Below are 26,976 nucleotides of genomic sequence, written 5' to 3'. Positions count from 1 at the left end.
GGGGCGGGTTTGCTCTCAAGACTGACGCGCTGCCTTCCCCTTAATAAAGGGTGTCCGGCAGTTTGAACTGGCTGAATAGTCCGCCCGCAAACGGGTTATCCGATTCATCCACATAGATGCGGTAGGTCATTTCGCCATTATCGACGCTAAAGCGCACATCAAAGAAGCCCGGCTGGACGTTAGTCAGCTTGCCGCTGTTAATCAGCCGCAACTGGGCCCACGGGCCGCTAAAGCTGACAGAGCGCGGCGCCTGATTGCTTTTCGCTGGCATCAGGGTCAGTTGGCTTTCCGTGCCGGTACGCATCGAGTTTGGCCAGACCAGACGTGCCACATTGCTGCGCCCGTGGGAATAATCCACCAGCTGGCCGTCGAGGTTCAGCAAGGCCCGGCGTTTGTTGCCAGTCAGGCTCACCGGTTCAACGGCAAACTGGGTGCCGAGGCCGTTTTGGGGGGTAAAGAAGGTGGTGCGAATACGGTTCGCCACGGCCAGCTGTTTCATGACGTCGGGACGGATCAGCATCTTGCCGTCGGTGCCCGTAGTCAGGTTGTTTTCCACAAACGGTTTCAGGCTTTGCTGATAGAAGGCGTCCAGCGTCCCGCCCGGCCGGAAGAAGCGGTCAAACTCGCTCAACGGCACTTCTTCACGGGCGTTCGGATTGAACGGATAGCGCCCTGCCAGATAGGTCTTGTACTGCCTGACCACCGTGCCGTTCCATTCCACTTCCAGCGAGCGGACCGCTTCCATCATCACCACGCGCCACGCCTGCTCAGCCAGCTCACCAATCCAGCGGTTCAGCGGTTCCGGCAGGTTTTTCGCCATCTGCTGCACTTCAAAAATGGCGTCACTGTTGTTCTTGTCCAAACGCATCTGGACGGCCTGCAAGGCAGCCTTACCCGGGACCGGTGAGTTTTGGATCGCCAGCAGGTAACGGTGCAGTGCCATCAGTTTTTGGTAGACACTTTGTAACGTGCTGCCCTTATCACCATGCTCAATCAGCACTCCCGTTTCCGGGGCAAAGTCGCGGCTAATGCGGTTTAACAGGCGGTAGTCTTCTTTCAACGTCAGTACCTGTTTCTCCTTGTCACTCAGCGAGTTGCTTATCAGCGGCGGATTGGTGTTATCGCTCAGGATTTGCAGCGCCCGCTTGAGGGGTTGCTCACCACTGATCACCTGTTCGATGGCACTGATGGCTTGCGGCAAATCATCAAAGTCACGAACTTCAAGGTTGTTCATCGCTGCCCGCCAGGTCGCGGTGTACTCGGCCACGTACAGTTCGGTGATTTCGCGCTGGATCCGCGACTGATCGGTGTCACTGTACTTATCGTTCACCGGTGACGGCGCCTGTTCAGAGTATTTCTCCGGGCTGTTATTCTTGATGTTCAGCACCCAGCTATCCATCGCCGTCAGCTCCACCAGCTCATTGCCCTGCTGGACGAAGTAATCCATCAAGCCGTGGCGGGTCAGGAATTGCGGTACCACCAGCCGTTTTTCGTTGCTGGCCACAAACACGCTGTCAAAACTGGGACCAATCTGGTCACGCAGGTTGATCGGTGCGGGCAGGGCATCCTGGGCCTTGATACGCAGGTTCTGGTACACTCGCTGGTTGACGGAGAGCGCTTTCAACTCCTGCTGCGCCTGCCGGATCGGTTTGACAAACGGAGAGAAGCGATCCATCGCATCCTGTTCACCTTTATCCCGTTTGTCCTTCCAGTCAGTACGCTCCAGCGCGTAATTCAGGTGGGTCAGCAACGCTTCCTGCACATCACGCTGGCCGTGGAATGCCTTACTCCAGCGCTCACGCATATACTGGGCGACCAGGCCGCTATTACGTTTGCTGGCATCTTCCATCATGCGCATCACACGCAAGATCTCGAGTTTTTCTTCGCTGCCGGCCGGGGCCTGATTTAAGTCATCCAGTAACCCCAGCATTAATGCCGGCAGGAAACGCTGCTCCAGCAGTTTCAGGTAGGTGCCTTCCACATACGGCCCGACCCCGCCTCCCTGGTATAACGCCATGTCAGTCAGAAAGGATTTGTTGTTGTGATAGTTACCGTAAGCCAGGGTCGCATCCCGGATGGGATTGAGTAGCGGCAACTGGAGGTTACCATAGCGGTCATCCCCTTTCGGGGGCGGGACGGACAGGAAGTTTTTCGCCTGCGCCAGCACTTCTTCACCAGCCCGATAGTTTTTCTGGTAGAAGTAATGCCAGCCCCCCCACATCGCCAGAATGACCGACGCACTGACCACGGAGAAGGTATATAACTGGCGACGATTGCGGCTCAGCCAGATTCGGTTTTCCGCCGCCAGATTCGGCTCGGCCAGCAAGACATTTTCGAACAGCGAATGGGTGAAGTACGGCAGGGTATCGCCAGCCGGCCAGGTCGGGTACGCCTGCGATCCCAGGTGATACTGGGCCGAAGCGGACTGGGTGAACAGGTCATCCATCTGTCCCCGTTGATGGGCCGACGTCAAATAGACACCCCGCAAAGTAGGGCGGTGGTGTTCATCGTTATACAAAATATCTTCCAACATCTGGGTGATATAGCTGTACAGCCCCTGAATCTGACGAGTAAAACTGAACAGGGCGCTGCGCTGGTTAGCGTCCACATTGTTCAGCATCATGTCCGGCATCGCTGAATTCAGGTTGTTCATCCACTGCTTCCAGAACGCTTCCAGTTCACTGCGCCACGCTTTTTCATCGCGGTTGTTAAGGCTGAACGTCACGCCCAAAATCTGGTCGCGCAGTTTGCGATCCAGTGACTGGTACATCGCCTCAAAGCCGTGCAATAAGTCAATTTTAGTCATCACCAAATAGAGCGGCAACTGGCTGTGGAAGGTCAGACGAATGTCTTGCAGGCGCTGGTGGATCTCCCTCACATAGCGTTCACGCTGTTCACGGCTATCAGCCATCAGACGCAGGGTATCCACGGTCAGAATAATGCCGTTGAGTGGCTGGCGCTGACGGTTTTCAGCCAACCAGTTCAGCAATGCTTCCCACAGACGGCTATTGATTTGCGGTTTGTCGCTGTTAAGCGGGACTGGCTGGTCAATTAACTGGCCTTTCGGATCGATGATGACCGCTTTTTCCCCTAACCAGCAACGCAGCATCAGGGGCACTTCGCTATCCTGACGTAAATATTCCGGTGCCGCGATTTCGGATAGTTTATAACCTTCCTTGATCAGTGAGGATTTACCGCTTTTCTGGCTCCCGATGATGATGTACCACGGACGTTCATACAGGTAATTGTACGAATCCAGATGGCGTTGCAACTGGGATTTCCAGTGATCGAGATAGCGATCCTGATGTTCAATATCCACCCGTACCGGATCAACCACTTTCAGTTCAACATCAAGGTTCAGTTTTTCCAGTTTCCGCAAACGACGCCATGCTTTCATGCCAACCCAGAATACGACCATCATGACAATGATAATTGTTGCCAGCCAGCGCGCTGCAAGGCTTTCCAGTGGATAATCGTTGCGCAGTTTCCATTCCGGCCCCCACCACCAGACCGCAATTAACAGCAAGCAGGGGATAAGTGCCAGAACCAGTGCCATCAATGCCTTGAGGCGTGGCAAGGATTTAAACTTTGCCAGTGTCGGCAAGGCTGATTTCAATGGAGCCAAAGATGACAAAGAGGGCCATTTCATGGGTTAACACTCCTGTTTGAAGCCGTATCCTTGAGAGGAGAAGGGAGTTTTTCAGCCAATAAAGCCAGCAGGCTGGGTTCCCATTGAATAAGTTGCATGTGTTGTCCCGTGTGTAACAAATTCCGGTAATGCTGTTGGGCCAACGCTGTCATGCCGGCTTCTTCAAGCAATTGGGCATTGAGCAATTGGCCATAGAATTGATCCCGTGGCTCCGTTAACTGTTGCTGATGTTCCTCCAGCATTTTCAGGGCTGCTTCCAATCCCTGTTGCTGGAAACATTGCCAGATAACTTCCTGATCAGCAGAAACGGAACCCTTGCCCATTGCCACAGGCTCAAGCGTGAGCCAGTCGAGGGTTTCAGGGGAAATAAACGCACTCATGTCAGAAAAGCTTAAGGTTTTCAGCACGGGCAACCGTTTCAGAAAGGCATTCAGCTCATCACGAATAGCCTGAGCGACGTTCCCGTACCCCAATTGCAATGCGGCTTGTGCAGCAATGGCATGACCATCCAGCCAGTAAGGAGCAAGCATCAGGCTTTGCTCGATTTGCTGGAGCAATTTGTTGTCCGCCAGCGGCAATCTCGCCAAATAGTCGGCAGTACGATCGGCGGAAGCCGGTGCCAATGGGGTTTTGCCTGTTGCATTCGCCATCGGGGCTGTAGTGATGGTGTGCCATACCGCGTGACGGCGTAGGGAATAACCAACAGGTAATTCGGGATACCGTTCACACAACAGATCTGCGACGGTTATCAAAGTCTGCTTCCACGCTTTTTCGCTCGAACTGTTGACGTCGACTTCTGGCATCGGTGCAGCTTGAAAACCCTGTGGCGTTTGCGCCATAGATTCGGCTGAAGAGGATGCTGGCACCGCAGCAGGAGCAGACTTTGTCTCCACAGGTACAGCTTCTGGCTGACGGTTATAACGAACGCGCAGTTGGTCAACTTCTTTAGCAAGATCCGGTTCATTGGCATGCCAGCATTGAGCGAGATGTGCCAACGCCCCTTGCGCATCATCCCGTTCACTTTTGCTTGCCTGTTCAATAAAACTGTTCTGGGCGGAGTCGAAACGCTTGAGTACTTGCTGTGCCAGCCGACGTTTTAACTGTAGCTTGGTTGGCCAGGTTTTTTCCCAGTAGTTTTTGATATACTCGGTCAGCAGCTCCATTGCGAGGATCAGTTCAGCCGCGTTGCCAGCATGTTGCAGGGTACGCAGCAGATGAACCACCAGCCGGAAGTCTTTGCTGTTTTCACGTAATAATTGCAGTGCCTGACGTTGGATCTCTTCAACATCCAGCGCTCCATGTGACAGCGAACCAAATTTGATCATTTCGCTGTCAATGTATTCCCATGCAGGTTCGTTGTCTCCCAGTGCCTTGCCAATCTGTTCGTCGGACAAGGGGGCCAGCAGGGAGCCGAACCAATCGAATTGTGTTCTGATGTCCATGTCGATTACCAACGGCAAGCAGCACGTAATGGCTTCGCTGCCTGCTCCAACTGAGAAATGTTAAAGGTTATCTGGCTACCATTACTGCCTGTAATACTCATCCGGTCGCTGTTCATCAGGCGCTTGATTTCTTCAATGCCCGGTAAACCACGGCTGGATTCCCATAAGTAACCCTGTTCCCGCACGAACCATTCAGTACGGTACTCAGTTCTGTCCGTCGCCACGGTGACAACCCCTGACTCTACGGGCTTAGGCAGTGCTACCTGCAAGCGGGTGATACTGTCAATGCAACTGAACATTAATACGGGACGTGGGGGAGGCACTCCAATCGCGGGCGTGGTCAAGATAATCGGTGCCGCACCATTCTCTCCCTGCGTCATAATGAAGCTGGTAGAGTAATCGGTACGTTTCATCTCCTGTTCCATCGCTTGCCGCCATAGAGGTCCCATATTTTCGATAGGGATTTGCACCGTTTTGAACTTGAGGTTATTCAACGCTCTGTCATAACATGCCAGCCGAATAAGAGGAGACGGCTCAAAGCGGCATTTATGCAACTCATCTAAATTTTGCTCTTCCTTTACCGCAACCACTTCCTTTGGTTCTGCCACCTCTGCAAGCTTGGGGTTCCCTATCAATGAAGCGAGCAATGAACTGATAATTAAAACAATATTCATAATCTACACCCGTACTTAGCCAGTTTGTAAACCAACGTCCGCTGAGCAATACCCAGGCTTTGTGCGATCAATCTGGTGTCGTTGCCAAACTGACGCTGACGTTGAATCAACACGGCGCTTTCAAATTCTTCTATGGCCTTTGGCAGATTATCGATATGACTGTAATCCACGGAGATACTGCTGACCACCGCCGGGTTTTTCGATTCACTCAGGGAAGCAAGCAATTCATCCAATTGTTTTTCTTTTTGGCGTTGAACCTGAAATACCTGGCGGATTTGGCGTAACTGCCCGCGCAGTTGTTCGAGTTCCTGCAATTTTTTCAGGCGATGCTGCATGACATGGCAATAGATGCCGAACATGTTTTCATTGTTGATGAAATAGCGGACATTTTCGGCAAAGATAGCGATCACACCACAAGCCTGCCCATTGCAATCAAACAGGGGAATGCCGTACAACCCACAGTTATGCGGAAGTTCTGCAATAAACGTGCGGAAATATGGCTCGTCAATGCGTGCCCCGTGATTAAGGAAATCCCAAACAGTTGGGGTTCCCTTGCGTAATACCTGTATCAACGGGTTATTGACGTCATCAATGTCCACTTGCAATCGGCGCGAACTGGTTTGCTGAGTCTCCGGCAAGTTGTAGCATTCCAACCTGTTTTCGTTGATGTTCAGCAGGAAAACCAACAGGGCATCAAAACGCGAGCTATGGCTGATCTGCAAAAAATGGTCAACCAGTTGTTCTACAGTGTCATTTTCCAATAACGCTAACGCGCTTTTCAGCCGCTGTTTCATTATTCTGCCTCCTCAACCTCTGCATGGAATTCGTGTTCAACCACGGTTAAGCGAATGGCCTTGATTGGTGTACCCGCAGCCATTTTCTGCAACAGCAGTAATGAAACTGGCGGTAGCAGTGCGCCATCAATGATGGACTCCAACATACGGGCACCATTTTCCGCGCGGGTAGCACGTTGCAGGATCTCTTCGGACACCTCATCGCTGATGGTGACTTCTGCGTTGAAACGTTGGGTCAGCAGGGTATCCAGTCGAGCCAGTTTGCCCTGAATAATGGTTTTCAGCGTTTCATGGCCCAACGGCAGGTACGGGATCACTTCCATACGCGCCAACAGTGCTGGTTTAAAGAATGCCGCTAATTCAGGGTAAAGCAGGTCGTTGATCTGCGCTGGCTGTTCGGCATTGTCTACGATAGTTTGATAGCCCAGGTTTGACGTCAGGAAGAACACGACGTTTTTACAGTCGATAATGCGTCCTTCTCCATCTGCCAGTTCCCCTTTATCGAAAGCCTGATAGAACAGGTTCAGTACGTCAGGGTGGGCTTTTTCCACTTCATCCAACAAGACAACTGAATACGGTTTCTGGCGAATGGCTTCGGTCAGTACACCACCTTCGCCATATCCTACGTAACCCGGAGGTGAACCGATCAGACGGGAAACCGTGTGTTTCTCCTGAAACTCGGACATGTTGATGGTGGTGAGGTATTGACGGCCACCAAACATCAGTTCCGCAATTTGCAGGACGGTCTCTGTCTTACCGACGCCACTTGGCCCTACCAACAGGAATGCCCCAAGAGGACGCCCCGGACGACGCAAATCTGCCCGAGCAGTCAGTAAGTGTTTGTGCAAGCACTGGATCGCAATTTCCTGCCCCTTGATGCTTTGTCCCAAGTGAGTAGGCAATTCAGTGACAATGGAAAGTTCGCTTTGTGACAAGCGGTTCAATGGTACGCCCGTCCACTCAGCAATCACCGCCGCAATCTGGGTTTTATCCACATGTGGGGAAACCAGCGTTTGCTTCTGCTGTAGTTCTGCCAACCGCGTATTGAGTGTCGCCAGTTTTTCGATCAAGGATTGTTCGTCGGCGACTTCTTCTATTACCTCGGCTTCTTCTGTTGTCTCGCCTGGCTTAGTCGCTTCATGTTTATCCTCATCCCCGGTAATCTCTTCAACCGCATTTTCAACGAAAGAATCATCAGCCAGTAATTGGTGGCGCAGTTCGATGATTTGTTTCACCAACTCTTGCTGCTGTTGCCAGCTAATTTCCAGCGCGGTGAGTTGCTGCTGAACGTCTTTCTGCTGGTTTTGCAACTCTTCCAATCGCTCAGTATGGATGTTCAATCCCATGCGTTGCTCCCTCTCCAGCACGTCGATTTCCATTTGCATCTGGTGCAGGTCGGTAGTTAATGAGGAGATCTGGCGCGGGGGTGAAGTCAGATTTATAGCAACACGGGCACAGGCAGTATCCAACACATCAATGGCTTTGTCCGGCAGTTGGCGACCGGAAAGGTAACGGTCACTCAATACCGCCGAGGCCTTTAGGGCTTCATCATCAATCAGCACGCCGTGCGCCTGCTCGTAAATGGCACGCAAGCCACGCATGATGACGGTTGCTTCATCCGCTGTTGGCTCAGAGACTTTCACCAGTTGGAAACGACGGGACAATGCTGCATCTTTTTCAAAATATTTCTTGTATTCGCTCCATGTGGTGGCTGCGATAGTTTTCAGCTCACCACGTGCCAAAGCAGGTTTCAGCAGGTTGGAGATATCCAAACCTCCCGCCTGGTTGCCCGCACCGATCAGAGTATGGGCTTCATCAATAAACAGGATGATTGGTTTTGCCGATTGGCTAATTTCAGCCATGATACCTTTGAAGCGTTTTTCAAATTCGCCCTTAACCGCTGCCCCTGCCTGCAATGCTCCCAGATCCAGTGTCATCAGTTCACTGTTGCGCAATTTTTCCGGTACGCGATCGTTAATAATGCGCAATGCCAAACCTTCAATCAGGGCACTTTTACCGACCCCCGCTTCACCCACGACGATGGGGTTGTTTTTACGGCGACGACAAAGGATGTCAATCATCAGATCAATCTCGTTATCGCGGCATAAAACCGGATCAAGCTTGCCCTGACGTGCCTGTTCGGTCATGTTCTGGGTAAAGCGTGCCAGCAAACTGTCGCTGTTTGCCGGATGTACGCCCTGCCCATCTTTATTACTGTTGTCCGCAAAAGGCTGCTCAGCCGAACCATTTGTCCATTCTGCAAAGTCTTGGCGCAATAATTCGCGGTTGATACCTGCCAGCAAACGCGCCGTTTGTGGTGCCAAGTAACGCAGTGGGCTGAATAACAACGCAATCAGCATAACGCCGCTGCGCAGTTCGGTGTGCTGCATCTCTGTGGAAGCCAACAGCCAGCTATCCTGTAACCACTCCACCAGCATTGGGGAAAAATTTGGGTAGGTCTGCACAAGCGATTGATGGTGCGTCATTACCTGATCGAGCTGTTCTTTCAGCAGATCTTTATCGATGTCTGCTTTACTGAGGATGAGTCGCACATCACTGAGTGGCGTATCGATCATTTGGAGCAGCAGCTGCGCAACCGTGATTTCAGGTTGTTGCAGGCTGACGCAGGATGCCGCAGCAGCTTCCAGTGCATGGCGCGTCATCGGGTTTAAACGATTTACAAGGGTAGGCAGATCAATCTGGATCATGGCGACTTCCTATCTCAATAAGTTACTTAGCTGCTTTAATATGTCTTGGGTCTGATCACCGAGGCGAATGGCATAAAAGCTGTAAACAGCCACCAGCAAGCCCACGCTAATCACAAACAGGTGCTTGATAGTCCATCGTCTGCTCAAACGATAACGCGCATTACTCTCGTTGACGTTGACATATAGCGTGGTCGGCGGAGTATCCCCGCGCAGTGAGTGAAGCTGTTGCTGCAACCGACGGAACAAGCGCTCAAAGTCATCGCTTTTCTGGGTGCTGACTTTGTAGCGCCCGCGATACCCCAGACAGAGGCAGAGGTAAATGAACTCCAGCAGATGCTGGTAGCGCTGTGCCTCTCCCATCAAACGTTCAAGCAATACGAAAACCTTCTCCCCTCCCCAAGTTTCATTGTGGAAGTGCACCAACAGTGATTGCTTCAACCAGCCATTCTGGCTGTTCCAGCCGTGCCCCAACGCAGTTTCATCAATGAAGGTGCACAGTACGTAACGGAATGAAACAATCGCGCCGGGTTCATAACCCTTGGTTTGCAGATACTGCTCAATGGCTCGAATGTCAGTAACAACCTGTTGGTAAAGCTTGTCTGGCAGTGCCTGATCAGTCATATCCTGCAAACGCAAGACCATCCCCAACAAAGGGGTGGCGGCATCGATCATTGGGTTGAGGCTTTCACCACGCAACGGTAGCTGGTACTGGCGCTGAAACGTTTTCAGCGTTTCAGACTTTTCCAGTGACGGACTGTCAACATTGATATCACTCATGATTATTCCTTACCGCCCCTGATAGCCCAGAGCTGCATATCTAAGTCAGGGAAATCCCCTGATACGTGGAACGCGATGGAATTTCCTTGCTGGATCTCTTTCCACGCCGGACTCTTCTGATCCAGACGGAAGTAGGTATATCCAGAGTGATACGGCAACTGGCGAGGCGCAGCGGACAGGGCAATCAATGGCACGCCCGGCAACTGGACGCTGACCAGATCGCGGATCCTTTCCATCGATGTGACTTTGGTTTGCTGGACGAACTGGCGACGCAGCTGCTCCTGTGGGGTGCTGGCACTGATTGCCAGTACGAATTCGGACTTGCGCAACAGATCGTTGTCGTGAAGCGTTGCCACACGAATGCCACCTTCGTTCTGTTTCAGCGCAATTGAAGTTGCACGTGGGGTCAGAACCACATTCAACGCATCACGAATTGCGAGCATCACATCCTGGAAGGTATCGGTCAGGTTATTGTGGTCATACGCCAATATATCCCCTGGCAGGCGGCTAGCATCGGTGAACGTCCTCAACTCGCCACAAGTCTGGAGTAGCTCGGTATATAAATGCAGTGGGTGCAAAACGGTTTGTTTGGCATAATGGTTGAACAACGGCTGAACGCGGTTGAGCAATTGCAGCATCATAAATTCTGCGACATCCGCCACCCCTTGCTGACCCGGCGAACCAATGCGTTTAGCCAGTGTTCTTGAGCGCTCGGTCAGCAGGCCATCAATTTCCACCATGAAACGCTTGAGCTTGTCGGCCACGAAGATCGACAAACAGGTCGGAACAAATTCGTTATCCAGAACAATGTTGCCATCTTTTTGCTTTTCTTTGATGCGGCACAGTGGAATGGTGGTGTAAGCACTCATGTCCTCAGAGCCTTGCATCAGAACTGGCGTCAGTTGGGCAAGGTTAAGGGCAAAGGAATCGCCGCCTTTGGTGTGAAGATCACGGACATCAGTGGAAAGTTCCCGATAACGCACTGCACTTTGCGTTTCTGCACCCTGATCAGCAATTTCCCGAATGGTATCGCTGGACATTGGCAACGCCAGATAAATATCTTTGCTTTTCAGGTCATTGATATTTTCGATATCCAACGGTTTTGGCAGTAAATCTTGGCTAGGGGCAGAAAAAACGGTGCCATCAGGCATAATGCCGCTGGCTTCGTTAATCCCGATACGGCCCAGTTTGAGCAAATCATCATTGATGCTCAGGGAGCTGAAACCGTGAGCATAAGGTGTCAATACTGAAACAAGGCTATGTGCCAGATAATCAATATGTTTTTGTTGTTGCTGAAAATGTTGTGGTTTGATGAATAATCCTTCGTGCCAAATCACCCGATTTTTGCCTGGCATGATTACTCCTCCTCTTTTCTAAGTTCGACGTCGTTATTTCTGACATGCACCAAGATGTGGTAATGGCGACCGATGTCTTTTACTCGGATGATCTTTTTCCATTCAGATTGATTTGCATCTGCATAGTGAACGATGACACCGATGTAACGGTTTTTCTTTTCCAATGCGATCTGTTCCAGAGGCTTGTATTGCCCTGGTAACAGGGTGTAATCCTGATGATCGATGTAGTTTTTCCCCAGTGCTTTTTCGAGCTTATCGCTATCAAGCTGGTCATAGTCGGCAGCCAGAAAGCGCGAATCCTCACTGAGATAAACCAAATGCATTTCAACAGGGGCCGCTTCACCACTTTCATTGGGGTTGATGTCGGGTTCGGCCAGCAATGTAATGTTGGCAACAGAAGCCTGCTCATCGGGTTTACCTACCGGTGTGGAAGGGTCCCAAATGACCTGGCCCACTTTTTTTGTTGCGTTCCATGCACTGCTACAGCCGTTTAGCAACATCACTGACAGCAATAAAATCCCTACAGCCCATATACGGCGACTAGCGGAATGTGTCATTGCTGGATTCCTCCAAGCCCTGACGCAATGCGCGGTCATAAGCCTGCTCATACACCTCGCGGAATAATTTTTCGAATCCTTGCTGGCGACTGGAAGATAATTCGCGGTAATAGTTGGTGTACATTTCCCAAGCCCAGGATGCGTCTTTATTCCTGACTTCGTTGCTACGACGATAGTGTGAGAAACGACGGAGCAATTGCTCTGGAGAAAAAGCTTCCAGCATGGTGTCCAGTGCAGCAGAGATGGCAATTCGGTTAGCCTGATAATGTAATTGCAGGTTTTGCAGGCTTTCCGCTACCGCGGCTGGAGCGGAGAGATGAACCGGGCTTTTCTGATCAGAGAACATCACCTGCATAGTCGTGTCATAATCCATATTCAGGCGCAGTGGATTATCTTCGATAGGCCGGAGCTGTTTATCACGCAACCCATGTTGTTCACGCTGGAGGGCCAATAACCCCTCAATGGCCGCTTTCATGGTCTTACCCATCTCCTGCAGAAAATCATTCGCCTGCTGGCTGTCGTGCAAAGGCAAACGAGCTTCCAGCCCACGCATGAGCGGAGTAATGGCGACATGGTCAACATCCATACTTTCGTACTGTCTGTCGGAATCGATGTCTGGTAAATCAAGGAACTCCTGATCCATAACACTGCCTCGGTTATCAGAAATAGGGTTAGCAAATGGGGGATTTTGGTAATGATCCGGCGGCAAAAGTTGTTCCGTATCATCAGCCTCAACCTTGGGTTTCAATGTAGTCAAGCTCTCGCTATCAAGTACCCGTAGCGGATCATCACTGAAACGATGCATAACCGTTGGAGCAATGCCTTCATCGTGGGCAAACACAGATTTTTGTACGGGTGCACCTTCCATCATGGCATCCAACGGATTGCTATAGCTGGAAACCAACGATTCGGGGGATATCATTGAAGGATCAACACGATCTGCCTCAGAAAAACTGATATGGCTCTTGATCGACAAATTCCCTACTTTGATTTGATCACCTTGTTGTAACAGGATCAAACCCGACTCAGGCGTCAAAGTTGCATTGTTGATTTGCACTGATTCAGCAAATACTTGCAGGCAAAATGCCCCATCCTGCCATTTAATGGCGAATTGTGACGGGCAGACATTGCCCTGCTGATCCTGCACAGACCAAAGGTGGCTTTCACTACTACCGACCGTACCCCCCTGTGTCGAGAACTGGCAGTTGGCGGCTTTACCACTTTCTAGCTGTTCACTGTTAAGAACCCGCAATGAAAGGATTGGTTGATGTTTTTCCATGGTCGTTATTCCATAACTGAAATGATGACAGAGGGTTTCTTTTCCGGTTCGCCGAGAAAACTGGTCCACCCCAAATGGTTATTCTGCTTTGCCCCCAATACCATACCGCTGACCTGATTTTCAGCCAGACTAAGACGCAGTTCCCAAGCAAACTGGCTGCGCATGACAAAAGATATGAACATCACCAACGGCAGATAGTTTTTGCCATCAGGCAGGAATGAGAGGAACCGATCACGAGGTAAGTCATTGATACTAAGCAAAAACTTACCACTATAATCCCCAACCCAAGAACCAATGGTGAAGTTATCTCCTAATACCGATAACTTGGTATCACCAATTGTCAGCCCTTTATTGGTTACCCCCAGACGGTTCTGCTGATCCACCGGGATGATGACTTTCCTGAATTGCCAGCCGTGCAGCGTAACGTCCTGCAAATCAAAACAGTGGGAAACAAGGCTGCATATGACTTCTGGCGAGCGTCCGGGGCTTGCCAGCAATCCAGCGTACGCCAGCATTTTGCTGTGGTTGATGTTCAGCATCCGGCGGTTGACATCACTGCCTAACCCAACGAGAGAGAACATACGCTGGGAAAAATAATCTTCTCCACCCTTCTTGAAACAAATGTAATAGCGGTATTTCCGCCAAATCTGATGCAGGATCGTAATTAAACGGTGGTTGAAAATGTTGAGAAAATCCGTCAGACGGTTTTCCCCCTGGGCCTCTTCCCATGCCAGTGAATCCAGATAATAGCCTGGCATCGGGGACTGGCTGCCATGCAATCCCATAAAGGAAACCTCCAGTTCGAAGTATCCCTTTTTGGATTGCGTAAGCGAGATGACATCCCGGGTCGGAAATGCCAGGCTGGCGCTGGAACGGAAACGGATAGATTCCAGATCAGGACGATCTGTCTCTCCGGTTTTATCCCACGCTACCGCTAACTGATTAAGCAGCTCAACCAATTGGTAAAAGTTGTACTGTGAGATATCCAATGCCAGCGGCGTGGCAGGATCCTGTTCAGTGATTACATCAACGAGTGTTGACCTATCTGTACCGGCCATTCATAACATTCCTGATTATCTAAATTGATTACCTTCAACATATGAAACGCATTGACGCTGGCATACAGTGAGAAAAACCGTGACAGAATCGTACTGAATAGATAAAGCTCGCCTTCTGAGTTGAATGCCTGTTGCCGGATATACAGTGTTGAGCGCAATCCACGTACAGGCTGACCACGGAACAGACGATCTGTCGGCTCTGTTTCAATTTTTTCAATAGCATCAAGCCGTTTTTGCGATGAACGCTTGGACTGTCGGTTATGAATACTTGGGAAATCGTAGGTACGCAGCACCTGCTTCAGTGCGTCCTTATCCAGCAATGACATATAGTTGAGCGACATATTTGATAGTAGTGACCAGTGCAAACCACCATCCAACAAGGGATAAAGAGGCACTGACGGCCGCGTAATATTGCGGAATGTCGCAAATGACGGGCTGCCGATTGAGGGGTAATTAATGTCGCCAACCCGCAACTCTAAAGGCAGTTCACGGTTGGTACAGGTCAAACTGATCGAAACATTTTCTTTCAGCTTGAGCCTGAGCAAATCTGCCTCATCTCCCCGTACCAATGAGATGAAATGTTCCAATCCCCGGCGGAAAGGTGACTCTTTCACCCGAATACGGTAATAACGCATCGAACGCTCATTTTCGTTATCTATTTGGTGATTGAAACTTTCAAACGGGGTATAAACTCGATCACCAATACGGGCACGACTGCGTTCACCATTTTCCCCTGTCAGCCAGCTTTCTACGCCATCAACGGAGAAAATGTCGTAGTTATCTGGAAAGCTGTAACTGGCTTTCAATGGGTATTCAGTCTGGCTGCCATTGAGTTCAATTGCTTCACTGTCCATGGGGAACAGGTTGATTGCGGGTGTGCAGTGCAGACGAAAAGTGTCATGGCGAATCTTGGCTTCTGGTGGCAATGCCTGAGAAAAATGTAAATTCAGTTTGAAATCTTTGGTCTTCAGATCTTCCGGCAGTTCCGGGAAGCCTTTCACATCAAAAAACAGGAAACTTTCCGCGAAACAGAAATATTCCTGCAAGATGCGATATCCCATATAGGCATTTTTGGGGTAAGGCAGTAACGCATCTTCCCGCTCAAATCCCACAGGCACAAAATCAAAATCTGGCAGAGGGATCACGGTATCGCCTGCCACCAACTCTGCTTTTCTGAAGTAGTAACAAAGCCAGAAATAGAGTTGGGAGGTGGTATAGTTATCACCGCTTAAATAAAAACGCAGTTTGTCCAGCTCCAACTCATGCAGATTCAGTTCTGTTTTCGACGTAAAATCCAGACCGATAATTCCGGTCTCATTACTGTTATTGACGGTAATGTCACGGATAGAAAGTGGAAAAAGCCAGACATCACGGCATAGCGTAAACGTACAACGATCATGATCGTCTTTTTTGCCGTCCGATTTTTCGTTCGAATAAATATCATCTTGAGTCGACAACGAATGGCTCATAATCTGTGTGCCACGCTTGACCTGTGTCGCTTTCGTCACCACACTTTCATCCGGGGTATACTCGATGATGGTCATACTGGGCGTTGGACGCAGATAATTCGGCCACAGCATATTGAGCAGGCCGTGGGTCAATTCAGGGAATTGATCATCAATCTTTGCCCGCAAGTTGCCCGTCAGGAAGGCAAAACCTTCAAGCAAACGCTCAACGTCGGGGTCAGAACCCTGTTCTGACAAAAATGCGGCAAGATGAGGGCGCTCAACTGCGGCTTCTTTCCCCAGTTGTCGCAGATAGTTCAACTCATCTCTGAAATATTTTTCAAATGACATTTATTGAGTTCGCTCCAGGCAATAGCGCCGGTTGTTATCCAGCTGGATGCTAAATTCCACAAGATCGTTGATATCATCCAGAGAGATTTCAGCGCTGATATGAAAGCTCAACAGCAACGGATCTGAATCATCATTGATGGCGCTGACAGAAACCGCTGATATTCTTGGCTCATAATTTCTGATGCACTCTTCAATCGCCCATTCGATACTTTGCTTGAAATCCACCGATGTCGCGGTCGCATCATTGAGATCAATGACCCCTAAATCAACGGCACTTTGGCAAGCACCGGGACGGGAATTCAGCACTTCATTCAAATGCTTCTTGATAGAATCAAGTAGTGCACGCATCCTTGATTGACGAGAAGAGCCGGAGCTCTTCCCTTGAATGCGCTCGAACAGACTGGCAGAGCTGCCTCTGTTCCAACTGTACAGCGCAGCCATGATTATTCCTTATCCAAACGTCCAACCAGAGACAGTTCGAAGCTTGCCCCCATGTATTTGAAGTGCGGACAAACTTGCATCGCTACCTGATACCAGCCTGGATCGCCTTCAACTTCCAGCACTTTGATTTCAGCAGCACGCAGAGGACGACGGCTACGAACGTCAGTTGGTGGGTTTTCCTGATCAGCAATATATTGTTTCAGCCACATGTTAAGCTCGCGTTCCAGATCCTGACGCTCTTTCCAGGCGCCAATCTGTTCGCGCTGCAACACTTTGATGTAGTGAGCCAGACGGTTAATGATGAACATGTATGGAAGCTGGGTGCCCAACTTGTAGTTAGTTTCCGCCGCTTTCCCTTCACGGGTATTTGGGAACACTTTTGTTTTCTGAACCGAGTTTGCCGAGAAGAACGCTGCGTTATCACTACCCTTACGCATGGTCAGGGTAATGAAGCCTTCTTCTGCCAGTTCGAATTCACGACGGTCAGTGACTAAAACTTCTGTTGGGATCTTCGCCTGAATCTGACCCATTGCTTCATACAGGTGAACTGGCAGATCGCTTACTGCACCACCGCTCTGTGGACCAATGATGTTTGGACACCAACGGTATTTAGCAAAGCTGTCAGTCAAGCAGCTAGCCAGCAAGTACGCAGTATTGCCCCACAAGAAATGTTCGTGGTCACGGCTGACATTTTCCTGATAGTTGAAGTTCTTAATTGGGTTTTCAACACTGGAATAAGGCAGACGCAGCAAAAAACGGGGTGCGGTCAGACCTAAGTAACGTGAATCTTCTGACTCACGCAGCACACGCCATTTAGTATGTGAAGGGCCTTCAAAGACGGACTTCAGATCCTTGATAGCAGGCAGCTCAGTAAAGCTGTTAATGCCAAAGAATTCCGGTGAAACGGAAGACAAGAATGGCGCATGAGCCATCGCACCAACCGAACTGACATACTGCATCAATTTAATATCAGGCGTAGTATTGTTGAACGCGTAGTTACCGATGACGGACGCAACAGGTTCACCACCAAACTGACCATAGCCTGAGGAATAAACGTGTTTGTAGAAGCCGGACTGAATAATTTCAGGGGAGAATTCAAAATCTTCCAACAGTTCATCTTTAGTGGCATGAAGGATGTTGATTTTGATGTTTTCACGAAAATCAGTGCGATCCACCAAAATTTTCAGTGAACGCCAGGAAGATTCCAATTCCTGGAACGGCTTAGCGTGCATGATCTCATCCATCTGCTCACTTAGCTTTTTATCCAACTCAACGATCATCTTATCAACAAGCAGTTTGTTGACTGGTTCGTCGTTAGAGCCAGTATCCAGGATGCTACCGATAAACGCAGCAACACCTTGTTTAGCAATATAGTAGCCGTCATTTTCTGGAGTCATTCTCGCTTGAGACATAATTTCATCAAGCAAGGAAGTCGTTGCGCCAGAAGCAATAGCTGTGCTGTTTTCTTCGTGCTGAGCCATTTAAAAATTCCTTTAACCAGTTATTTTTTATTGACGATTTCAAGTTCTTTCAGGAGTTGCTCACGAACGGATTCATCATCCAGCAGTGACTGCAAACGAGTACGAAATGCTGGGATATTTCCCAATGGACCTTTTAATGCAACCAATGCCTCACGGAGTTCGAGAAGTTTATTTAATTCAGGTACTTTCTTCGCGATATTATCTGGTGAAAAATCACTCAGCGATTTTATTTCCAGATTAACCGGCATATCTTCTTCGCTTTTTCCATCAAGACGATTAGGAACGTTAAAAGTTATGTTGATGTTCGCTTCATTCATTACGGCATTAAAGTTGTTCTTATTGATAGAAACTGCCTGCCGCTCTTCAATTGGCGTATCTTCGCTTTTTCCTTTCAAGTCACCCACAACCAGAAGATTCAGAGGTAATTCAACTTCTGCAGTCTGGTCACCATTATTAGGAACATACTTAATATTAATTCTTTCTTTCGGAGCTACGCTACCTGGACTATTCTTACTCATATTTGAATCCTTTGGCTAATACAACCATGAACTGTCTAACAACTCATTATTGGTGAGAGAATGATTCCAATGTTCACCCATATAATAAATACAGAAGATCTTCCTAAAAAAATAAGATAAAGAAGACAACTATATTTGAAGGTACGAATAGTTTTATATCAACATATAGTTAAATAATCAGATATACCCTATCCAATCGTGGAAATAACATCGATACGAAAAATCGTCAAGTTCGAGTTTGACATTTTATTTTTTTGATGTAAAGCCTAAACACAAATTGATAAAGACCTCTATTCAAGCTTTTAATCTTCCTATCAAAACCCATATCAAGTTATAAACATTTTTTTGCTCTAAAAATAGAGAAAAGTTTGGTTTTACTCTCTGTAAGAGTATGTAATTCGATTACCTATAATTTGCGTTAAAAGAAATATTTTTCATCTTCACTTGAATAAAATATAACCTTATAGGCCGTTATCAATAATCATCATCAATATCATTTTTTATTTTATCTTGATTAATTATGTGTCATAACAATCCAGGTTATTTTCATTTTTTTGATCTAGATAACACTTTTCAAATGATCATGAAAAACATTTAAACAAAAAAATAAAAAACAAGAAATATCAAAAAGTTAAAAAAACCAAAAAGTCATAGCTCATTTTTAAACCAGTTAGATAGGCTTATTGTTTATAAAAAATCAGCTATAAATTTTGTAACGGCAATAATTATAAAATTATTATTTGTCATTGAATTAGAGTGAATATTGCATTTTTCAAATGACTTTGCATCAGACAATTTCAGCTTTATTATTCGCCTCGAGTGTTTGGTAAGCGATAATTTCATTTGATTAACATATGGAATAATCACGCAAGGAATGAACACTTACACTAATATTGGTAAATTTTATAGGATATTCATATGCCAACTCCATGTTATATTTCCATCCGTGGTAAAACTCAGGGCCATATTACCGCTCGCTCATTCACTGCTGAATCCGTAGGTAATATCTTTGTTCAGGGTCATGAAGACGAAATGCTGGTGCAAGAATTTGACCACATTGTCACTGTCCCAACTGATCCACAGTCAGGACAGCCTTCTGGTCAGCGTGCGCATAAGCCATTCCGCTTTACCGTTGCATTGAATAAATCAGTTCCTCTGCTGTACAACGCTCTGGCTTCTGGCGAAATGCTGCCAACTGTAGAATTGAAATGGTACCGTACTTCAATCGAAGGTAAACAAGAGCATTTCTTTACTACAAAACTGGAAGATGCAACTATCGTTGATATCGATTGCAAAATGCCACACTGCCAAGATCCAGCTAAATCAGAATTCACTCAATTAGTTCGTGTATCTCTTGCTTATCGTAAGATTACCTGGGAACACACTACTGCGGGTACTTCTGGTTCTGACGACTGGCGCGCACCGATTTCTGCTTAATATCTTATTAATTAAGTATTAAGTAGTAACCTTTCAGCCAATGAATATTATTCATTGGCTGAATCATTCTAACATCTCAAAATTCCCGCCAATTTACTTTAATTCCTGTTTTTCTTTTTTATATTTATTTTTCTGATTTTTTTCCGATGTCAGATTTTCATATAGTAATTATTTTCACAATAAATAAAGATAGATGAATTTATAATTACATGCATGATTAATTTTCAGCCAAACAATCTGACTAAAAAATATCTGTTCTTACCTTTTACATTTCTTCCACTTCAATATATTTCATCAACACTCCATAAGTAAAACTTTTAAATTAATAGACCAGAAATACAGAAAAAGTTCCTAATTACACCTTATTATTCTGCTGATACATTGATTAACCAAATTAAATTTCACTTAATTCTTCACATTGAGATAATACATAACTAAAATGAATTATCATAAATCACTAATGTAAATTTATAACTAGAAATTATAATTCTTAACAAAACACATTTGTTAATCAGAACAACATAAAAGATTTTCTATGCTCTAATGCTTAATTAATAGACTAGGATGTTTAAGCCTAACCCAACACGATACATTTCCCATCAACTATTGTCATTTGGGTATTCCCATGATTAAAAGGACGACAATCTTCATCTTATTATGTACTGCATTTCAGGTGAACGCATCGCCTGATGCGCTTAATCCAGCTTTCCCTACAGATGAAACCGCTTTCTCTACAGATGAAGCAAGAAGAACCTTACAGGATAGTTCGCGGGAAATAGACCAATTAATTGAAGAGCGCCGTCATCAAGGATTGATTAATCGCACAGATAACGTTTCTCCACAAACCGTTTCACCCGTAGTGATGGAAGCACCGCCCTGTTTGGCGGTTAATGGGGTTTATCTTCAAGGCATTACCTTACTCTCTCTGGGAGATCTGAATACACTCAGTGCCCTGCCCGATAGCTGTATCACCAGCAATGACATCAACAAGCTGTCAGCGGAAATCACCAACCTTTATATTGCTAAAGGTTATATTACGGCGCGAGTTCAGTTTATTCCCCCCAACACCAATGGCGAACTGGGGATCAATGTCGTTGAAGGTTTTGTCGAGGCGATAGAAGGAGATGACCGTTGGGTCAATAGCCAAACACTATTCCCAGGTTTGACAAATAAACCACTCAACCTGAATCAACTTGATCAAGGGCTGGATCAAGCGAATCGCCTGCAATCAAACAAAACCACTCTCGATATTCTACCGGGTACCGTTAATGGTGGTTCTATCGTCAGGCTACACAATCGGCACGCTTCCCCGTGGAGAATAACCACCACAACCGATAATTATGGACAGAAAAGCACAGGAAAATGGATCACGCGACTCAATGCCAGTGTCGATAGCCCATTGGGGTTATCTGACTTTGTTAGCCTCAGCGGCGCCAGTACCGTAGATAAACCCAATACCCAATATAATCGCGCCTATACTCTACTCTATTCGCTCCCCTATGGAGCCGTAACATTGAGTGGATTCAACAGTTATTCCCAATACACCAGCCATCCCCGTTTACAAATACATTCGGCCAAATTGTACGGGAATTCACAACAAACAGGCATTCGCGCTGATTGGGTTTTTCATCGTAACCAGTCGCAAATTAGTACATTAAACACCCAGTTGGTTTATAAGAATTACACCAACCATTTCCAAGAAGCCAAGCTCACCGTTAGTAGCCAGACATTGAGTGTCCTCGAACTGGGTATTAACCACTTACAAATTATCCCTTCAGGGTTGATCTCCCTCAATATAAGTATTGAGCGGGGAATGCCGTGGTTTGGTGCCCAAACCGCTACAGCCAGCCTGAATAAGCAGTTTATCAAAGGGAAATTATCGGCAAATTTACAACAGCGTTTCACACTCTTAGATATGCCTTACCAATTTAGCAGCCAATTTTATGCCCAATATAGTCAAGATGGGCTACCAGGTGTTGAGTGGCTCAATGTGACCGACCGTAATGCGGTGCGAGGATTCAGCAAAAATGTGTCATCGGCTGATAACGGCTGGTATTTAAGAAATACACTTTCTCACTCAATCCCCATTGCCAAAGGTTCACTTTTATTGCGTACCGGCGTGGATATTGGCCAGGTTAAAGGCTATCGCAGTCAGGACGGCTGGAAAAGCAGTGCCGGATTAAGTGCAGGTTTGACACTACGCTATCAGAAACTGTTTGCGGATGTTGAGTTCAGCCGAGGCAAATTGCTTTCTCACCAAAATAGGCACACGGATGAACCTATGCAACTGTTAACCCGTTTCTCTTACACTTTTTAATTTTTTGAACCATTTGATTTTTTAACCGCAGCCAGTTGTGGGGATTATTAGAACAATGATCCCCAGAGCGCTGCACATGGCAATTAAAGAAGCAAATAAGGAAATTATATGAAAAGTAAAAAATTTAAACTGTCTCCCACGGGCAAACTTGCCGCCGCTATGGCAATTATTCTGGCAAGCTGTTCAGTCAGTTTTGCCAATGATATTACGCCTGGTGGAGATGCCACCCACAGCCCGGATGTTATGCAAGCTGATACCGGTGCAACAGTAGTCAATATCGTTGCGCCTTCCGAATCAGGGTTATCACATAACCAATACCAAGACTTCAACGTCAATCAAATGGGGGCGGTGTTCAATAACTCCCTGGAGAATGGAACATCACAATTGGCAGGGGAATTATCTGCCAACAGTAACCTCAATGGACAAGTTGCCAGTGTGATCTTAAATGAGGTGATTAGCCGTAACCCTTCATTCTTGCTCGGCGAACAGGAAATATTTGGTATCGCCGCCGATTATATACTGGCAAACCCTAACGGTATCACTTGTAACGGCTGTGGTTTTATTAATACCAATCAGGCGTCATTGGTTGTCGGTAATCCACTGGTGGAAAATGGGATCCTGCAAGGCTTCAACACCTTTGATAACCTGAACGCCCTGAATGTAAGAAACAATGGCTTATCCCATAATGACGTGCTGAATCTGATTGCCCCTAAAATTGACATTAATGGTCAGGTGATCACCACCAAAAACCTCAATATCACAACGGGGAATAACAAGATTTCGGCCGATGGTCGCATCCTAGATACCCAGCAAGCGGATATTGGCGCACTCGACAGCTATTATTTGGGCAGTATGCGGGCAGGACGCATTCGGCTGCTGAACACGGCGGAAGGGAGCGGAGTCAATTTAAAAGGCAAAATAACCGCTAGTGATGGCATTGATGTTGAATCCCACGGCGATGTGAAGTTGGAAGCTGCGGCGCTAAAAGGCGGGGATATCACCTTGCGCGGCAATAATGTGCTGTCCCAAGGACGCCTGAATCAATCTTCATCAGACAAAACAGGCAGCAATAATCACCAAAGCACTTTTAGTGGCATTTATACCGAACAAAAGCAAATCAGTGAATCTGTTGCCCGTACCCAATTGGCAGGCAAGAACATCACGCTGGTGGCCAAACAAAACAACCAAGTGATGGCAACCGATATTGAAGGGGATAATGTCAAACTGACTGGCGCCAACCTAAAACTGGATGGGCAACAGCTTCACCAGCTTGACCGCAACACTAATAATCAACAGAAATTTGTTTGGCAGTATGATGTCACCAATGAGAGTGAAAAATACCAGTACGAAGGCAATACCATCAACGCTCATGAAAATGTTCATTTGATCGCCGATGAAAGCAATGTAGAAGTCCTTGGCAGTAAGATCAAAGCCGGTAACCTGTTGTCCCTATCAGCCCAGAAAGATGTGAAGCTGGCAGGTCTGATAGAATCAGAAATAACCTCAGAGAAAGGATATAAAAAGAACCATTCTGCATCACTGCAAACGGGTCATTGGAATCAGGTCAATACCACACAAAGAAGTACCGGCAATGAATTAAGCGCAGGCGGAATTTTAGGTATTGATGCGAAAGGGAATATTGACATTGCAGGAACCCACATTAACTCAGGCAAAAACCTGATTATTTCTGCGGGTCAACAAGCCAATATTACTGTGCAATCCCTTGTTGATGATCAGATCCTTGCCAAAGATAAAACCTATTGGGGCGGTATTGCTGGTGGCAGCAAAAAAGATAACCGCGATAAATCAGAAACCCATCATATTTCCGAAGTGACGGCTGGCGAACTCTTGCTGCTGACTGGTGAAAATGGTGTCACCATTACGGGCAGTAAAGTCAAAGCCCAAAAAGGTGCCTATGTTAGAACCCATGAAGGGCAGCTGACTATCGATAATGCCGTCAGCCATATTTCTAAAGAGGTGGATGAAAGAAAGGGAACCATCTTCAATATCACCAAAAATACTAACCAAGAACACAACAAGCATGAAAAATCTTCCGGCAGTCAATTGATTTCTGATGCAGATCTGAAATTACTCAGTGATAAAGACATCAATGTCATTGGCAGTCTGACAAAAAGTGCTGGCGAACTACAACTGAATACGTCAGGCAATATCAATATCCTGAATTATGGTGAGAAGAATCAGTACCAACAGGAAAAAACCAATCTTGACTGGCAGTATTACGCCAAGGATATGAAAGATAACCAATACCGTGCTGGCGTAGGTTTTGAACACACAACTGACAAACAGAAAGATGAAAATACAACGCAACGCCCATCAGAACTGAATGGGGGTCATCTTAGCGTAAATGCGGGCCAGAATGTCACCGTGACTGGCTCTAAGTTGGTCACAACCCAGGGCGATGCGAAAATTACTGGGAATAACATTGCGTTGCTGGCTGGTGAAAACAGCACCTCAACCTCAACCTCACAAGAAAAACTGAGCAGCAGTGTGTTTGTCACTGGCGGTATGGACAAACTCGGCAGTGGTGTTGAAGGAACTTACAACAGCAATGGAAAGTCCGACAGCCGAACCACAGCAGAGGTGGCGAAAACCCAGATTTCAGGCAACCTTGAGCTGAATGCAATGGGTGAATTGAAGCAACAGGGTACGGATCATCAAGTGCAAGGTTCCTACCAGGCTAATGCCGGTAGCATTAAAAATGTGGCAACGGCCAATACTGAATCCAGCTCAACCAATCGATTACAGGTAGGTGGTGAGATCAGCGGAACTGCTGATTACAGTGCCACTACCCGCCCTGTAGAAAAAACAGCTAAGGCCGCCGCAGATAAAAAACTGGATGCTTCCATCACGAAGACGGGGTTGCCTAATGCAGGTATTGAACTGGCGATGAATGGCAACAGCCGTTACACCAACAATCATCAGTCTAATGCGGTAGTGACTACCATTAAGGCGGGTGATGTCAAAGTCACTACAAACGGTGATATCTATGACCAAGGTACGCAATACCAGGCACACAAAGGCGGTGTCTCGCTAACTGCTGGCAGCCATACCAGTGAAGCGGCAACCAACAGCCAAAACGCTCATGCCGCTGATACGACTGGCAATGCCAGCTTGCGCGTCTACACCACAACAGGTGCAGATATCTCCGTCAATGGCAAAGGCAATGGCAGTTACCAGGAAACATCCAACACCACCAGCAGCGCAGTGACCAGCAGTATCAACACCCAAAACGGCGTTCATGTTCAGGTGACCAGAGATGCGCGCTATCAAGGCACTTCAATCAATGCAGGTGAAGGTTCAGCCAACGTTAATGCAGGTGGAAATATTCAGTTTAACCAAGCCACCACTCGCAATGAGAAACAAAGCAATGGTTACAATGGGGAGATTTCCCTGACTGTGGGAACCAACCTTGATGGCAAGAATTTCAGTGGCAGCCTCGGTGGCGGTTATAACACCGACAATCAGAACAACACTACCGCCCAAATCAGCAATATCACTGGTGGACAAGGGGTAAATCTGAATGCAGGCAATAATCTGACATTACAAGGTGCCAACGTTTCCGGCAAACAGGTAGATTTAACCGCACAGCGTGGGAAAATCGAACTGACTTCGGCTCAGGATACTGCCAACGCCAATGGCTGGAATGTCGGTGCTAAAGCTAAAGGTGGTATGTCTTCTACCGCCCGCAAAGAAGGGGGTGATGGTGCGACAGGTGATGCTGCAACAACAGACGATCCGGCCAACAGAATTATCGATAGCAAATATAACATTGGCGGTGAATTGAAATTTGGCGTTAACCAACTGGATCAGACTACACACCGTAACGCACAGGTTTCCGGCGGCAATGTCAACCTGACCAGTGCAGGAGATACCTCACTTAAAGGCGCCAATGTCGATGCTGACCAGGTAACGGGCAACGTCGGTGGCAATTTCAATGTCGAAAGCCGCAAGGACAGCACTCATAGCCTGAATGTAGGTCTGGATGCTGGCTTGGGTTATAGCAAAACCATCAAAGGAGATGCCGCTTCTAAAGAAGCTATTCCTACCGTAGCGGAAGGCTCTCCAGAAAACCCAGCGACGGCCACAACTGAAACCGCGACTGCCGACAACGCTCAAACCGGAGATAAGGCACCCAGTTTGACAGATCAATTGAAAGCCACATTCAAGGGCTTCGATGGCAAATTCAAAGGCAATTACGATACTCTCGATCGAGAAGCTGTAGGTAAGCAAACAACATTAACCGGTACTCAAGGGGTTAATCTGGATGTTTCTGGAACAACCTCTTTAGTGGGCAGCAAAATTGATAGCGCACAAGGTGCTGTCTCGCTGAATACCCCGCAAATTAACCAACAATCTATCGCAGGATACGATAAAGGCAAAAACTTAGGCATTGATGTACCAGGTTCCTTCACAGGTCTGGCAGCCTCTGCACAAAAAGATATTTTCTCCGGTAAAGTACCTTTTGTGAAAAATGAGAACCACGATACGACACTTCCGACAGTCCACAGTGAAGTTAAGGGGCGTCAATTAGATTGATCATCGTGATCAACGGTTGATTTTCTGTACGGTAGCCATATAAGGTTACCGTACTTCTTCACGTTCCCTGACCAGTTGCCTTTTTCATTTTGCCTGTTACTCTTTTTTCGCATATATATTTTTTCGCCAGGGGATG

The 26,976-nt window shown here is 47.4% G+C and carries 17 protein-coding genes; 3 read left to right on the top strand and 14 right to left on the bottom strand.

Annotated elements, in window-relative coordinates; all coding sequences use genetic code 11:
- Positions 1–40: 40 nt before the first annotated feature.
- From tssM to tssB, 14 genes are read right to left on the bottom strand one after another with little or no spacing between them, the layout of a single operon-like run.
- A complete protein-coding gene (gene tssM, locus BDE27_RS18000; protein WP_099131724.1) occupies positions 41–3,649 on the bottom strand; it encodes a type VI secretion system membrane subunit TssM in 3,609 nt (1,202 codons plus the stop codon).
- Positions 3,646–5,091 carry a type VI secretion system protein TssA gene (gene tssA / locus BDE27_RS17995; RefSeq protein WP_099131725.1) on the bottom strand — a complete coding sequence of 482 codons (1,446 nt, stop codon included), beginning with the start codon at positions 5,089–5,091 and terminating at the stop codon, positions 3,646–3,648. The genes tssM and tssA overlap by 4 nt, the downstream gene beginning before the upstream one ends.
- A 5-nt stretch (positions 5,092–5,096) precedes the next feature.
- Complete coding sequence (gene vasI, locus BDE27_RS17990; RefSeq protein WP_099131726.1) at positions 5,097–5,765, bottom strand: type VI secretion system-associated protein VasI; 669 nt, start codon at positions 5,763–5,765, stop codon at positions 5,097–5,099.
- On the bottom strand, positions 5,762–6,559 hold the full coding sequence (locus BDE27_RS17985) for a Fis family transcriptional regulator (RefSeq protein ID WP_099131727.1): 798 nt from the start codon (positions 6,557–6,559) through the stop codon (positions 5,762–5,764). The genes vasI and BDE27_RS17985 overlap by 4 nt, the downstream gene beginning before the upstream one ends.
- Positions 6,559–9,267, bottom strand: a complete 2,709-nt coding sequence (gene tssH, locus BDE27_RS17980; protein WP_099131728.1) for a type VI secretion system ATPase TssH — start codon at positions 9,265–9,267, stop codon at positions 6,559–6,561. The genes BDE27_RS17985 and tssH overlap by 1 nt, the downstream gene beginning before the upstream one ends.
- A gap of 9 nt (positions 9,268–9,276) precedes the next feature.
- Positions 9,277–10,044, bottom strand: coding sequence for a type IVB secretion system protein IcmH/DotU (gene icmH, locus BDE27_RS17975; protein WP_099131729.1), 768 nt, complete (start codon positions 10,042–10,044; stop codon positions 9,277–9,279).
- A 2-nt stretch (positions 10,045–10,046) separates the two neighbouring features.
- The gene (gene tssK / locus BDE27_RS17970; RefSeq protein WP_099131730.1) at positions 10,047–11,399 is read right to left on the bottom strand and encodes a type VI secretion system baseplate subunit TssK; all 1,353 of its coding nucleotides are present in this window, start codon (positions 11,397–11,399) and stop codon (positions 10,047–10,049) included.
- 2 nt (positions 11,400–11,401) lie between these two features.
- Positions 11,402–11,956 (bottom strand): type VI secretion system lipoprotein TssJ, encoded by a 555-nt coding sequence (tssJ, locus tag BDE27_RS17965; protein WP_099131731.1) that lies wholly within the window; start codon positions 11,954–11,956, stop codon positions 11,402–11,404.
- Complete coding sequence (gene tagH, locus BDE27_RS17960) at positions 11,940–13,235, bottom strand: type VI secretion system-associated FHA domain protein TagH (RefSeq protein ID WP_099131732.1); 1,296 nt, start codon at positions 13,233–13,235, stop codon at positions 11,940–11,942. Before tagH ends, tssJ begins: the two co-directional genes overlap by 17 nt.
- Positions 13,236–13,240: 5 nt before the next feature.
- Positions 13,241–14,293 carry a type VI secretion system baseplate subunit TssG gene (gene tssG / locus BDE27_RS17955; protein ID WP_099131733.1) on the bottom strand — a complete coding sequence of 351 codons (1,053 nt, stop codon included), beginning with the start codon at positions 14,291–14,293 and terminating at the stop codon, positions 13,241–13,243.
- Complete coding sequence (gene tssF, locus BDE27_RS17950; protein ID WP_099131734.1) at positions 14,257–16,089, bottom strand: type VI secretion system baseplate subunit TssF; 1,833 nt, start codon at positions 16,087–16,089, stop codon at positions 14,257–14,259. Before tssF ends, tssG begins: the two co-directional genes overlap by 37 nt.
- Entirely contained in the window at positions 16,090–16,530 is a 441-nt protein-coding gene (gene tssE / locus BDE27_RS17945) for a type VI secretion system baseplate subunit TssE (protein ID WP_099131735.1), read from the bottom strand. It abuts the gene before it with no gap.
- Between the two features lie 2 nt (positions 16,531–16,532).
- The gene (gene tssC, locus BDE27_RS17940) at positions 16,533–18,011 is read right to left on the bottom strand and encodes a type VI secretion system contractile sheath large subunit (RefSeq protein WP_099131736.1); all 1,479 of its coding nucleotides are present in this window, start codon (positions 18,009–18,011) and stop codon (positions 16,533–16,535) included.
- Between the two features lie 20 nt (positions 18,012–18,031).
- The gene (gene tssB, locus BDE27_RS17935) at positions 18,032–18,529 is read right to left on the bottom strand and encodes a type VI secretion system contractile sheath small subunit (RefSeq protein WP_099131737.1); all 498 of its coding nucleotides are present in this window, start codon (positions 18,527–18,529) and stop codon (positions 18,032–18,034) included.
- Between the two features lie 918 nt (positions 18,530–19,447).
- Here tssB and BDE27_RS17930 point away from each other — a divergent pair.
- The 3 genes from BDE27_RS17930 (at position 19,448) to BDE27_RS17920 (ending at position 26,840) form a co-directional block, all read left to right on the top strand.
- On the top strand, positions 19,448–19,966 hold the full coding sequence (locus tag BDE27_RS17930) for an Hcp family type VI secretion system effector (protein ID WP_099131738.1): 519 nt from the start codon (positions 19,448–19,450) through the stop codon (positions 19,964–19,966).
- 625 nt (positions 19,967–20,591) lie between these two features.
- Positions 20,592–22,283 carry a ShlB/FhaC/HecB family hemolysin secretion/activation protein gene (locus tag BDE27_RS17925; protein ID WP_099131739.1) on the top strand — a complete coding sequence of 564 codons (1,692 nt, stop codon included), beginning with the start codon at positions 20,592–20,594 and terminating at the stop codon, positions 22,281–22,283.
- 108 nt (positions 22,284–22,391) lie between these two features.
- Positions 22,392–26,840 (top strand): hemagglutinin repeat-containing protein, encoded by a 4,449-nt coding sequence (locus tag BDE27_RS17920; protein WP_099131740.1) that lies wholly within the window; start codon positions 22,392–22,394, stop codon positions 26,838–26,840.
- The last annotated feature ends 136 nt before the right edge of the window (positions 26,841–26,976 follow it).

Source organism: Xenorhabdus ehlersii (genome assembly GCF_003610465.1).
GTDB classification, from domain to species: domain Bacteria; phylum Pseudomonadota; class Gammaproteobacteria; order Enterobacterales; family Enterobacteriaceae; genus Xenorhabdus; species Xenorhabdus ehlersii.
The sequence above is the reverse complement of the archived record's forward strand: the minus strand, read 5'-3'. Positions and strand labels throughout refer to the sequence as shown.